Origin of the sequence: Tolypothrix tenuis PCC 7101 (genome assembly GCF_963874875.1) — a bacterium.
Lineage (GTDB): Bacteria > Cyanobacteriota > Cyanobacteriia > Cyanobacteriales > Nostocaceae > Aulosira > Aulosira tenue.
Genome location: NZ_CAWNJS010000001.1, coordinates 1630486 through 1642976 on the forward strand (window position 1 = coordinate 1630486; position 12491 = coordinate 1642976).

The 12491-nt window shown below is 41.3% G+C and carries 8 protein-coding genes, 2 tRNA genes and 2 rRNA genes (1 of these 12 running past the window's edge); 7 read left to right on the forward strand and 5 right to left on the reverse strand.

What is annotated here, in order from left to right:
* The first annotated feature begins 1 nt into the window (after nucleotide 1).
* Nucleotides 2-382: a signal peptidase I gene (locus AACU25_RS06620; RefSeq protein WP_096574455.1), complete on the forward strand. Its 381-nt coding sequence runs from the start codon at nucleotides 2-4 to the stop codon at nucleotides 380-382.
* A 48-nt stretch (nucleotides 383-430) separates the two neighbouring features.
* Here the strand turns inward: AACU25_RS06620 and AACU25_RS06625 are convergent, their stop codons facing one another.
* On the reverse strand, nucleotides 431-1699 hold the full coding sequence (locus AACU25_RS06625) for an ATP-grasp domain-containing protein (protein WP_096574456.1): 1269 nt from the start codon (nucleotides 1697-1699) through the stop codon (nucleotides 431-433).
* A gap of 660 nt (nucleotides 1700-2359) precedes the next feature.
* On the opposite strand from AACU25_RS06625, the gene AACU25_RS06630 reads away from it, so the two are divergent.
* Entirely contained in the window at nucleotides 2360-3145 is a 786-nt protein-coding gene (locus AACU25_RS06630) for an SDR family oxidoreductase (RefSeq protein WP_096574457.1), read from the forward strand.
* 113 nt (nucleotides 3146-3258) lie between these two features.
* On the opposite strand, the gene AACU25_RS06635 is transcribed toward AACU25_RS06630, so the two are convergent.
* Nucleotides 3259-4170: a hypothetical protein gene (locus AACU25_RS06635; protein WP_096574458.1), complete on the reverse strand. Its 912-nt coding sequence runs from the start codon at nucleotides 4168-4170 to the stop codon at nucleotides 3259-3261.
* A 930-nt stretch (nucleotides 4171-5100) separates the two neighbouring features.
* On the opposite strand from AACU25_RS06635, the gene AACU25_RS06640 reads away from it, so the two are divergent.
* Nucleotides 5101-5595 (forward strand): GNAT family N-acetyltransferase, encoded by a 495-nt coding sequence (locus AACU25_RS06640; protein WP_045874507.1) that lies wholly within the window; start codon nucleotides 5101-5103, stop codon nucleotides 5593-5595.
* Here the strand turns inward: AACU25_RS06640 and AACU25_RS06645 are convergent, their stop codons facing one another.
* The 3 genes from AACU25_RS06645 to glyQ form a co-directional block, all read right to left on the reverse strand.
* Entirely contained in the window at nucleotides 5596-7956 is a 2361-nt protein-coding gene (locus AACU25_RS06645; protein WP_096574459.1) for a ComEC/Rec2 family competence protein, read from the reverse strand. It lies immediately after the preceding gene.
* Nucleotides 7957-8086: 130 nt separating this feature from the next.
* Complete coding sequence (locus AACU25_RS06650) at nucleotides 8087-8566, reverse strand: DUF4079 domain-containing protein (protein ID WP_096574460.1); 480 nt, start codon at nucleotides 8564-8566, stop codon at nucleotides 8087-8089.
* Between the two features lie 118 nt (nucleotides 8567-8684).
* Nucleotides 8685-9563, reverse strand: coding sequence for a glycine--tRNA ligase subunit alpha (gene glyQ / locus AACU25_RS06655; RefSeq protein ID WP_096574461.1), 879 nt, complete (start codon nucleotides 9561-9563; stop codon nucleotides 8685-8687).
* A 310-nt stretch (nucleotides 9564-9873) separates the two neighbouring features.
* On the opposite strand from glyQ, the gene AACU25_RS06660 reads away from it, so the two are divergent.
* The 4 genes from AACU25_RS06660 to AACU25_RS06675 form a co-directional block, all read left to right on the forward strand.
* Nucleotides 9874-11362, forward strand: a 16S ribosomal RNA gene (locus tag AACU25_RS06660).
* A gap of 121 nt (nucleotides 11363-11483) precedes the next feature.
* Nucleotides 11484-11557 (forward strand) — tRNA-Ile (locus AACU25_RS06665).
* Nucleotides 11558-11638: 81 nt separating this feature from the next.
* Nucleotides 11639-11711, forward strand: a tRNA-Ala gene (locus AACU25_RS06670).
* Between the two features lie 239 nt (nucleotides 11712-11950).
* A 23S ribosomal RNA gene (locus tag AACU25_RS06675) occupies nucleotides 11951-12491 on the forward strand; it runs 2282 nt beyond the window's last position.
* Together the 16S and 23S rRNA genes with 2 tRNA genes alongside form the textbook arrangement of a ribosomal RNA operon.

The following is a 12491-nucleotide window of genomic DNA, read 5'->3' on the forward strand; positions in this document are numbered from 1 at the left end:
AATGACAGATAAAAAAGTTGTTTTCGGTAACGCACAACAAGAGGGCGCAAATCGCTGGGGATGGTTCATGGGACACTTTATTACCCCTGTGGACGATCCGCGTTCCACAGAAGAGTTAGAAGTTAAATGGGGTGTTCATAAAGCTGGTGATAGTAGAACTCAATGGGCAGTAAATAACCAAGCTGCTACTATTTCAATTCTGATTAATGGAAAATTCCGTTTGCAATTTGAAGACAGAGAAATTGTATTATCGCGTGAGGGTGATTACGCTCTGTGGTGTGTAGGTGTACCTCATACTTGGATAGCTGAATCTGATTGTACAATTTTAACTATTAGATGGCCTTCTAAACCTGGTGATAGTGTTGGAATTACAACCAACTAGAGGTGCATAGATGTGCGCTTGTACTCGAGTTACTAGAGAATATTCTTTTTAAAACTCTAACCCTTTGTTCTGTAAATTCTGTTCAATCTGCTGTATATTTTCTACCGTTTCTCCTGCTACTATTCCATAAATTTCGGTGTAAATTTTGCCGTATTTAACCTTTTCCAAAGCTGACAAAACTATCAAGTCTTTGCGTTCTAACTCTGGTTTTAAACTTACTAAAATAGAGTCTAATGTCCCATCTATGCGGTAGTCAGTAGAATATTTAGCTACTGTTTTGCCTAGACTTAATAGAGTATGGCGCTGCAAGCAAAGTGGAGTTGAGCCATTAACGCGGAAATTAGCATCTATCACATAAAACTGTCCTTCTTTATCTTCCAAAACATCGAAGCCAATCACCCCAAAATAGCCCTGGTTGTGAGCATACTGACCAATTGCCGCAATCATGTCATAAAATCGGCTCATGTCAGTATTGCGGTAATCAATTAATCCACCTAAATAGTCGCCTTGTGGGGTAACTACTTGACTTGTAGTACCAATGAGGTTGATATCTCCTAATTTATTGACATAGAATTGGACACACCAATTCTGGATAGCATTTTTGACAAACTCGGAAACAATAATTGTTGTGAGTAACTTAATATCGAGATATTTTTTAATTTCTGTCAGGCAATAATTTAAATCGCTAGTACTTTTAATAATATAAGTACCTTCGCCAGAAAGCCCGTGAGATGTTTTGATGAGATAGGGGAATTTTTCTGGTAATTGAATATCTTCAAGATTGACAGATTGTAGATTGTAGCTTTTGTATTTAGGACATTGCACTCCTAATTCAGCTAAACTGACTTTGCTGAGTAAACGGTAATGGATATCGGGTGCGATCGCGTGTTTTTCTTCCTTCAGATGATCGAAGGGAAATAGAGTAATGATTTTGTCAAAGTCATCACTATGGCTGAGTTCATCTAAATAAACCGAGCAATCTCTCATTTCCATATTGCTATATTTACTGGGAAAATGCGATCGCCAGTACTCAACTAGCAACTTATGCGGCGGAATAATCACAATTCCCGGAATAGCATCGCCTAAAACAGCTAGATTTTTCCAAGGTTCCTTTTGACAAATTTTGTCGAATGAGGTTTTACTAGCTTCGCTGCTACCATCTTGAATAAAATATTGTTTTGTGTTGGGGTAAGCCGCCCAACTAGCGGTTGCTGGATAGTTTAAGAGGAACCCATAAGCTTCATCAGTGATGTCTTGAGCAAACAGATCGGACAAAAAACTCCCTTGAAAATATTGAAATTTATATCTAGATTTCATAAGCAAACTTTTCAAGACATATTTCTGCAATTACCTGATCAACAGGGTATTAATTGTAGAGTTGTGTATCTTCTGTCTATAAGTATAAAAAAAGCAGCTATAAGTATTAAAAAAATATTTTACATCTATAACTTTTGTATTAGTAATTTCCAATGCAATTACTAATGCTCAATTATTTATATTATTCCTGTTATTTCAGCCTTGACATTACTAACAGTATATTTAGATTTCACAAAATACATTGATTATGTATAACTAATGACAGAATTTAAAATATAAACATTAGATTAGCTTAATATTTATCGAAGATTTAAAATTAGCCCGAAGAAGCATTTTTACTTATAAAAAAGCCGTAATAAATTAAAAAATATTTTTCTAATCTAAAATTTTTAACTCAACAATTATATATATAGTAATCTGCTGTCAGAATGTGTCTTATTCTGCATCTACCAATTATCCACAATCAACCAAAATTCACAAACATAGAAAATTAGACAAAATCTAAATTTCTTAATTTGAATTTTGAATTGCTACTAAGCATTGATTACAAGAATCAAGAGAGTTTATTCCTTTTCGCAGTATTTCTTCTAATTCTGTAGAGATTTTTGGTTAGCACCCATACCTACACACTAAATTTTCGTTTCAATTGAGGAAATTAAAATGGTTAGCATACAACCTCAGAACTCCCAAATTGATCGGTTAATGCGCGATCGCGTTGTTCTTATTACTGGTGCGAGTCGCGGAATTGGTGCAGCTACCGCCAAATTGTTAAGCCGTCATGGTGCAGCAGTAGGAGTAAATTACTACAGTAGCGAGGAAGCTGCTCAACAAGTTGTGGAAGAAATCTCGTCAGATGGTGGGAAAGCACTAGCAGTCAAGGCGGATGTGAGAGACTCTCAGCAAGTAAATGCAATGGTGCAAGCAGTTTCTGAGGCTTTCGGTGCAATTGATACTCTTATAATTAACGCCAATGCGAATTTTCCTATTGCACCTTTCGTAGATTATCGCTGGGAAGATTTTGAAACCAAATTACTAGGAGAACTTCAAGGAGCTTTTTTTCCTTGTAAAGCAGTTGTACCATCAATGATGAAACATCAACGGGGTTGCATTATTGCAATTAGTAGTGGGCTATCTCGTAATCCTGGTGAGGGATTCTCCGCTCATAGTACTGCTAAATCAGGATTGGATGCTTTTGTGAAAAGTTTAGCATTAGAACTCGGGCCACACGGAATTAGAGTGAATGCGATCGCACCGGGATTGACTATCACAGATGCAACAGCAAGATTACCACAAGAACACAAAACAGCATCGGCTCAATTTACACCTTTGAAAAGAAACGGAATGCCAGAAGACATCGCTAGTGCAATTCTCATCTTAGCTTCTGATGAAGCCAGATTTATTACAGGTGCTTATTTACCTGTTAGTGGTGGTGATCAAATGCTTTGATCCCACTTTGAAAAAATAATACAAGAACAATCTAGGGACACAATATACGTTGCGTCCCTAGATATGTTTTTATTTCCTTTTCAACTTGGTAGTTCTTGCTTCTACCGAATTAATTACGAATTACTAATTAATTTCGGTGCTTTCGTATGTGAACCATATAGCTCCACAAATCTTTTAAACAGCAACATTGTTTGATGATTGGAAGCAAAATTTATATTGAATAACCGCTCAAGATTTTTTTCGCCCAAGTTGCGTAAATAAGGTAAATCTTCAAACAGCGTCAAACAAGCAGCGAAATGCAATAATATTTGCATGATAGGCTTTGGCCATTCTAAATCACTGTAGATTTCTATAAACAGATAATGCTCCCTTTGAGTTAAAGGTAATGCATAAAACATGACAGTGATGCGTTTGCCATTATAAACTGGAATACTAAGTTCAACTGTATAGGGAGTATGCAAGATTAAATCCACTTCTACAATTGGTTGCCGCCAAATTCTAAGTGCGTTAACTGGAGACTCTAAAATTGTTTGAAATTGGATTTTTCCCCCAATTTCTGTAGGCTGAAATGAGTTGATATTAATTACTCGTAGATTGTTCAGGCTGAACTTATGGATAGTTTCTAAATGTTTTAAATTCAACAAATGATAGATTTGGCAGAGATAAGGGAAAGGTAAAATATATTCCTGGCTGATCATGTGCCGCTTTTTCAAATCAAACTTGCTATCTTGAATCGGGCATAGAGAACCTGCATTGCTATTTACATCTTGTTCTGGTCTTAAATAGAGCCAACTCAAAAAGAAAAATGATGCTGTAAATAGCTGAAACACTTCCAAAGCAGATATATAACCATCGGCAAATGCAGCCAAACTTCTATCAGTTATGCCAAACAGCCAAGATGGAATCCCCGCTAGCCAAATACCATTCCTGAGATTTAAGATAAAAAGACCAAATTCAAATTCTAGAGATTGAGTAGTATTTTCAGAAGTTGGATTACTCTGCTCATGTATGAGGTTAGTAGGCATATTCTTCAAAATAAAATTTATCGCTATGGCAATAATTACTATCTGCAATTGCCTCGATTCTAGCTATGGATAATTTCATCAACCTCTACCTATGGCTGGAAATAAAATTACCCAATGGGCTATGTAATTTAATGGAGTTAACATCAAAAAATACTACTCAAATAAATAATATACATTTATCCAAAAAGTAATTTTAGCTACTGTATAAATCAATGATTGTATATTTTATGTTTGAGATTTACTTAGCAGATTTATAAAATATATTTCTTGAAGAAGAGGTCAAATCATATAACCTGATTCAGAAAATTAAGACTAGAGTAAAGATAAGCTGATACGCGCATCAATCGAATATCCTGGCGTTAGGACTGTCAAGGGTCAAGAGGAGCTAGTTACGTGCGGAGGTTCCCTCCGTTGAGTGAACTGGCGTTCCAGGGTCAAAGGCTAGCTTGGACTTTTGACTCTTGAACGCTAGTTACTTCAAGTCGGCAAAGCCGCACAACGCACTGGCTCCTTTTGACCACCTGAGCGCGAAATATACAATTTAAATGCGTAACAGCTTATTAAGTTTTAGGGTGCAAGATTAGGTTGATTATTTAGTTTTTGAAATAATTCTGGATGCGCGCCTTAGTGTCATTTAGTAAAAGCTGTGGATCACTCGTAACTATTTTTTCTACCGTACATTACAAAAGCAATCTGATCAGCTGTAACAGCAGTAGTTGCACTGATTGCTACTCATATTGAAATAGTTACACTAATTGAGGTTCATGAAATTTCCATAGATGAACTCATCAACATATTTAGTTGCACCCAGCAGCAACAACGGCTCGTGCAATGTCAACAGAACAATTAATACCTCAACCTATAGAATTACTACCACTAAAGCGGTATTATCTTTAAATATTTTCGCCAAAATTCCCAGAGACAGCAGCAATGACTATTCGCCATGCGACTGAAATTGACTTACCAGCTATTGTGGCAATTTACAATGCTGCAATTCCTACCCGCATGGCTAGTGCTGATTTAGAGCCGGTGTCAATAGAAAGCCGCCTCAATTGGTTTCGCGGGCGATCGCCTTCACACAGACCCCTGTGGGTGATAGAAGTAAATAGTGTAATAGCTGGGTGGCTAAGTTTCCAATCTTTTTACGGACGACCGGCTTATAGTAAGACTGCCGAAATTAGCATTTATATTGCCCCAGAGTTCCAAAAATGCGGTTTAGGACAACAGCTTTTAGCACAAGCAATCAAGCAAAGCCCAGATTTAGGCTTAAAAACTTTAATTGGCTTTATTTTTGCCCATAACCAGCCCAGTTTAAAGCTATTTGAACGATTTGGATTCACACCTTGGGGACATTTACCCAACATCGCAGAACTTGATGGCGTAGAACGTGACTTAGTAATTATGGGGCTACGACTCACGAACTAATCACAACACAGAGGACTTATTTTCTGTAGCCTGAATAAAGGCTTCAAAATCACTCCCTTGTGTCCACTGAATTGCGCCATCTCGCCCCGTAAAGAAAAGTTTCGTTTGACTTTGGCTAAGTTCAGACAAAACCTTTGGTTCCAAGTCAGGGGAAGATGCGATCGCAATTTCTGGTTGTAGTGCTAAAACTAAATCTTTCAACGACTCAGGCACACACCATAATACTTGGGGACGTGGTAAACTCCCAGACTTGACTAGCTGTGCTATTTCTTTAGACTTGAGGTTACCTACTAATAACCAATTCTGACCTTGAATTTGCAATTGCAACATCGGCAACTGGTCATTAATTAATTGTGCAACTACTGAGCCAGTAGTGATTGCTTGTCCCAATGCCAAAGGCTGATACACACCTTGACGCTGTTGTAATTCCTGTTGAATTACCTGCGCTTCCACAATGTTTTCTGGCTTAGGGGGATAGCTGTAAAAATTTTTGATGGGTAAGCGTTGCATCACTTCCAGCCAACCGCTACTCTCATGATCTTGAAAATCAGTTGCGATCGCCCAATCGATTTTATTCACACCTTGCTGTTGTAAAAACGGTAAAATTGTAAAGCGTCCTGTACTTTCATCTCCACTATTAATCAGAGTAACTGTTCCCCTATCTTGAATCACTAAAACTGGTTCTGCACCTGCTGCTAATACAGTAATTCTGAACAAACTGTTAGCAGAATGCCAAACAGGAATGAGTACTAAACCAATAGCAATAAAACTAGCAAACCACCAACGTTGTCGCCACCAGCGTGCCAAAACAACTAATAAAATTAATGTATATAGAGTGAGCATTTGCCAAGGAGAAATGCTCCCAACAGCAAAGGAATTCCCTGGTAACTTGCTAAAAAATTCTACTAATTTAATTAGCCAATCAGTAGGGGCATGCAAAATTCCCGCTAAAAAACTGCCAGCGGCTGGCCAAATTAATGCTGCCAAGGCACTAATAATTCCACCGATACTAATAACAGAAATCAATGGGGTGGTAATAATATTGAGGATTAAGCTATAAGACGGTACTACCCCAAAGAAAAACAACTGCAACGGTAAAGTCCAAATTGTTGCAGCTAAGGGGACAGCAATTAAAGATGCGATCGCAGGTGGTAACCAACCTAAGCGTTGAATTATCGGTGGTACTGTTACCACTAATCCCAGCGTCGCTAAAAAGCTAAGTTGAAAACCCAAGTCCCAAATCCATAACGGATTAAATAGCAATAATATTGTTGCCGCTAGTAATAGCGAGCCTAACTGTTTTACCTTTCTTTTTAAAGCTAATCCTACTAATGCCGCAAAACCCATAATTACGGCTCTTAAAACCGCAGGCTGAAAACCAGTTAAACTCAAGAAAATCAGCAATCCTAAACAACCAAGGATAAATTGAGTTCCCTTTTTTGCACGCCTCGTTAATTGTAATATCACTCCTAAAATCAACGAAGTCTGGAACCCGGAAGCTGCTAAAGCATGAGCCAAGCCAGCCTGGACAAATAAATCGCGGATATCATAAGGTAAATCAACAGTTTTGCTACCTAAAACCATTGCACTGACAAGGGGCCCTTCTGGAATACCCAGCCAACGAACTTGCGATCGCACAATTCGCTCCCGAATTTGCCACCATCCCCATTTACGTGGTTCTTCATCCAGAATATTTATCTGTCTGCCTGTTAAACCTGCAAATGTAGCTTCCTGTTTGAGAAACTTTTGAAAATCAAAAGCACCAGGGTTAGATGCTGCTTTTGGCTTATACAAAACTCCAGTTACCGCAATTTGTTGACCTGGATATAAGCCAGTTGCCTGAAGTATTGGCACTGTCACATATAACTTACCCGTTACCCCTTTACTTACACCTGCGGGGCCATCACCTTTTTTAACCTCATCCAGTTGAGTCGCTTCCAACCAAAATTGTCCTCGCTGAGTGCGAGTTAAACGTGGTGTACTTGCCACTTCACCACGCACACTTACTACTTGTTCTTGATTACTACTATTTCCTGGCGGGACAAATTTACTAATATCTTTTGGACCTGGTTCTGGTACTCGCCATTGAAAATACAGGGTAGCCAATAAACCTACTAAACCTGCAGCTAACCAAATTCTCGGTTGCGGAGTATTTTGCCAGAAACTAGATATTGCCTTAGTTTTAGTTGCAGCATTTTCTGGTTTTTGAGTAAGTTGCCGTGATTTAAGAAAACGTAGCCGCAACAGCACTGCTATCAATATTCCTAGCAACAAAATCCATACACCGCCCCAAGGAACTGCTGTAAATAGTAGTCCCAGAATATAGCCAAGACAGATAATTACACCACTAGCCTGAATCATAAGACTTCTAATACAAGTACTTGCTGACTATAAAATGAAACCCGCATCTGCGGGCTGTGTTTGTAGAGCCAGTGACTACCAGTCTTATGGGGCACAGGCTTTATTTGTACAACTTTTTGCAATAACTTTATCAAAAAGATGTGCCTAAATTAAACCCTAATACTGCATGGATAAACAAAATCAAAATTGCTGTAGTCCCTAAGTATGCATGAAGGCTGCGTAATCCTGTATTATCACCAGCAAATCCATTTAGAGAAATCACAGCATTAACAAGTAGCAGCAACAGCACAATAGTACCAGTGTAAAAATGGGGGCTTTCAAAAATTGGTTGACGTTGCATCACCAAAGACAATACCCCACCTGTATAACCTGCTGCTAGAAAGAAGAATAACCAGGGTGCTAGTTTACGATGATCGCTGCGGCTTTTAATTGCTACATCTTTATCTGCACTAATTCTCCCCCTCCAACCTGCTATTGCTACAAAACTACCCATGACAAATACAACAATCGCCATCATCACAGGATGTCCCCAATGCACAATTGGATAGGGCAGTCCTAAAGAACGAAACCAAGCTGCGATCGGTTCTAGTAACTCGCTCCAATTCAACATTTCTCACACACCATCACTATTTGCTTGCTGGGATAATATAATACCAAACCTCCCTTTTTGAAGGAGGTTATAGGGGTTTAGCCAAGTTGTAATTATCCTCAGTGTTAATCTCTACTGTTTAACTTACGGCATTTTTGAGTAGCGGAAAACCTAATTTCTCTCTTTGCTCAACATATAAAGTAGCTACTTTCCGCGCTAAATGCCGAATTCTCCCAATATATCGAGTCCGTTCTGTCACGGAAATTACACCCCGTGCATCCAGTAAATTAAAAGTGTGAGAACACTTAATGACATAGTCTAAGCCAGGTAAAACCAATCCCTGCTCAGTCAATTGAGTAGCTTCCTGCTCATACAAATTAAATAGTGTCAGCAGCATCTCCGGATTCGACGCTTCAAAGTTGTAAGTACACTGTTCAATTTCTGCTTGCAGGAAAACATCACCATAAGTAATGTTGTCCGTCCACTGAATTTTAGTGATGGCTTCTACCTGCTGGAGGTACATCGCCAATCTTTCTAAACCGTATGTAATCTCAATCGATACTGGACGGCAATCAATTCCCCCACATTGTTGGAAGTAGGTAAATTGGGTAATTTCCATTCCATCTAACCAAACTTCCCAACCAGTACCCCAAGCACCTACAGTTGCATCTTCCCAGTTATCTTCCACAAACCTTATGTCATGGTCTTCAGGATGAATCCCTAACGCTCTTAAAGAATCAAGATAAATCTCTTGGATATTATCTGGTGAAGGTTTAATCAGAACTTGGTACTGATAATAGTATTGAAAGCGATTAGGGTTTTCACCATAGCGCCCATCTGTAGGACGACGGCAAGGTTCCACATAAGCAACCGCCCAGGGCTCTGGCCCCAGCGCCCGTAAAAAAGTATGGGGATTTTTCGTACCTGCTCCCTTCTCAATGTCGTAAGGCTGGGCAATCAAGCAACCGCGATTTACCCAAAATTCATGCAGTGAAGCTATTACCGACTGAAAATTCACGCTCTACCTTTCCTTCTTCAGCACAGTGCATCAACCATTGTTACCTAAACCCAGCACTGTGAGGAGTTTTGCGACGCAAAAACAGACTCAAAAAAATTTTCCCAAAAAAAAGTTGACAAACCAAAGGAGGCTCGATATATTAGATAAGTGCCTGAGAGCGGAGCGCGAAAAGCGGCGCTGGTAGGGACACCGAACCTTGAAAATCATATAGTTTGAAAGCCAGTATATAACATATACCCTGCGTCAGTAAAGAGAATTACCAGACTGAGGTATAAATCAGTCGAATAAGAGCTAAACGAACTTTATCTACAAAATGGAGAGTTTGATCCTGGCTCAGGATGAACGCTGGCGGTATGCTTAACACATGCAAGTCGAACGGTCTCTTCGGAGATAGTGGCGGACGGGTGAGTAACGCGTGAGAATCTAGCTTCAGGTCGGGGACAACCACTGGAAACGGTGGCTAATACCGGATGTGCCGAAAGGTGAAAGATTTATTGCCTGAAGATGAGCTCGCGTCTGATTAGCTAGTAGGTGTGGTAAGAGCGCACCTAGGCGACGATCAGTAGCTGGTCTGAGAGGATGATCAGCCACACTGGGACTGAGACACGGCCCAGACTCCTACGGGAGGCAGCAGTGGGGAATTTTCCGCAATGGGCGAAAGCCTGACGGAGCAATACCGCGTGAGGGAGGAAGGCTCTTGGGTTGTAAACCTCTTTTCTCAGGGAAGAAAAAAATGACGGTACCTGAGGAATAAGCATCGGCTAACTCCGTGCCAGCAGCCGCGGTAATACGGAGGATGCAAGCGTTATCCGGAATGATTGGGCGTAAAGCGTCCGCAGGTGGCTATGTAAGTCTGCTGTTAAAGAGTGAGGCTCAACCTCATAAGAGCAGTGGAAACTACATAGCTAGAGTGCGTTCGGGGCAGAGGGAATTCCTGGTGTAGCGGTGAAATGCGTAGAGATCAGGAAGAACACCGGTGGCGAAAGCGCTCTGCTAGGCCGCAACTGACACTGAGGGACGAAAGCTAGGGGAGCGAATGGGATTAGATACCCCAGTAGTCCTAGCCGTAAACGATGGATACTAGGCGTGGCTTGTATCGACCCGAGCCGTGCCGGAGCTAACGCGTTAAGTATCCCGCCTGGGGAGTACGCACGCAAGTGTGAAACTCAAAGGAATTGACGGGGGCCCGCACAAGCGGTGGAGTATGTGGTTTAATTCGATGCAACGCGAAGAACCTTACCAAGACTTGACATGTCGCGAACCCTCTGGAAAGGGAGGGGTGCCTTCGGGAGCGCGAACACAGGTGGTGCATGGCTGTCGTCAGCTCGTGTCGTGAGATGTTGGGTTAAGTCCCGCAACGAGCGCAACCCTCGTTTTTAGTTGCCAGCATTAAGTTGGGCACTCTAGAGAGACTGCCGGTGACAAACCGGAGGAAGGTGGGGATGACGTCAAGTCAGCATGCCCCTTACGTCTTGGGCTACACACGTACTACAATGCTACGGACAAAGGGCAGCGAGCTAGCGATAGCAAGCAAATCTCATAAACCGTGGCTCAGTTCAGATCGCAGGCTGCAACTCGCCTGCGTGAAGGAGGAATCGCTAGTAATTGCAGGTCAGCATACTGCAGTGAATTCGTTCCCGGGCCTTGTACACACCGCCCGTCACACCATGGAAGCTGGCAACGCCCGAAGTCATTACTCCAACCATTCGTGGGGGAGGATGCCGAAGGCAGTGCTGGTGACTGGGGTGAAGTCGTAACAAGGTAGCCGTACCGGAAGGTGTGGCTGGATCACCTCCTTTTAGGGAGACCTACCCAACTTTGAAATCGAAAGCAAACAGTGAATAGAGACAAAGATGGTCTACTCTAGGTCGGTCGCAGGAATAGTTAAGGCTTTCAAACTATAGAAAGGTTCTCAATTATGGGCTATTAGCTCAGGTGGTTAGAGCGCACCCCTGATAAGGGTGAGGTCCCTGGTTCGAGTCCAGGATGNCCCACCTGAAGATAATTAGTAATTACTAATTCGTAGTTCGTAATTAATTACGAATTATGCAATATGAATTACGAATTATTTTGATGGGGGTTTAGCTCAGTTGGTAGAGCGCCTGCTTTGCAAGCAGGATGTCAGCGGTTCGAGTCCGCTAACCTCCACATTATCTCTGTAGTGAAAGTAAAAAAAGCAATAAAATTGTTTTTGAGACGAAAGCAGAGAATGTGGTAAGACGAAAGATTGTGGATAAAATCAGCAATTGACTCTTTGTTTAAATAGTCAAACTGCTGGAATAATTCCAGCCAGAACCTTGAAAACTGCATAGTAACGCGATAGAAAGCAGGCAGACACAGGCACGAATAGTGTTGGTGAATGCAAGTTGGAAAACCAATGGAATAGTGGTCAAGCTAATAAGGGCTGATGGTGGATACCTAGGCACACAGAGGCGAAGAAGGACGTGGTTACCGACGAAATGCTCCGGGGAGTTGGAAGCAGACTGTGAGCCGGAGATATCCGAATGGGGGAACCCTAAATACTACCTGCTGAATATATAGGCAGGAAAGAGCCAACCCAGCGAATTGAAACATCTTAGTAGCTGGAGGAAGAGAAATCAAATTAGAGATTCCCTAAGTAGTGGTGAGCGAAAGGGGAAGAGCCTAAACCAGAGGGTTTACCTTCTGGGGTAGTGGGACAGCGAGAACGAATCTAGCGGTTAGACGAAGCAGCTAAATACTGCACCAAAGAAGGTGAAAGTCCTGTAGTCAAAAACTCAAGGATAGGAGCTGAATCCCGAGTAGCATGGGGCACGAGGAATCCCATGTGAATCAGCGAGGACCACCTCGTAAGGCTAAATACTACTGTGTGACCGATAGTGAACCAGTACCGCGAGGGAAAGGTGAAAAGAACCCCGGAAGGGGAGTGAAATAGAACATGAAACCATC

What these genes read in the sequence shown, in the direction of transcription:
- AACU25_RS06620 (WP_096574455.1), top strand. Translation starts at nt 2, where the DNA reads ATGACAGATAAAAAAGTTGTTTTCGGTAACGCACAACAAGAGGGCGCA.
- AACU25_RS06625 (WP_096574456.1), bottom strand. Translation starts at nt 1,699, where the DNA reads ATGAAATCTAGATATAAATTTCAATATTTTCAAGGGAGTTTTTTGTCC.
- AACU25_RS06630 (WP_096574457.1), top strand. Translation starts at nt 2,360, where the DNA reads ATGGTTAGCATACAACCTCAGAACTCCCAAATTGATCGGTTAATGCGC.
- AACU25_RS06635 (WP_096574458.1), bottom strand. Translation starts at nt 4,170, where the DNA reads ATGCCTACTAACCTCATACATGAGCAGAGTAATCCAACTTCTGAAAAT.
- AACU25_RS06640 (WP_045874507.1), top strand. Translation starts at nt 5,101, where the DNA reads ATGACTATTCGCCATGCGACTGAAATTGACTTACCAGCTATTGTGGCA.
- AACU25_RS06645 (WP_096574459.1), bottom strand. Translation starts at nt 7,956, where the DNA reads ATGATTCAGGCTAGTGGTGTAATTATCTGTCTTGGCTATATTCTGGGA.
- AACU25_RS06650 (WP_096574460.1), bottom strand. Translation starts at nt 8,566, where the DNA reads ATGTTGAATTGGAGCGAGTTACTAGAACCGATCGCAGCTTGGTTTCGT.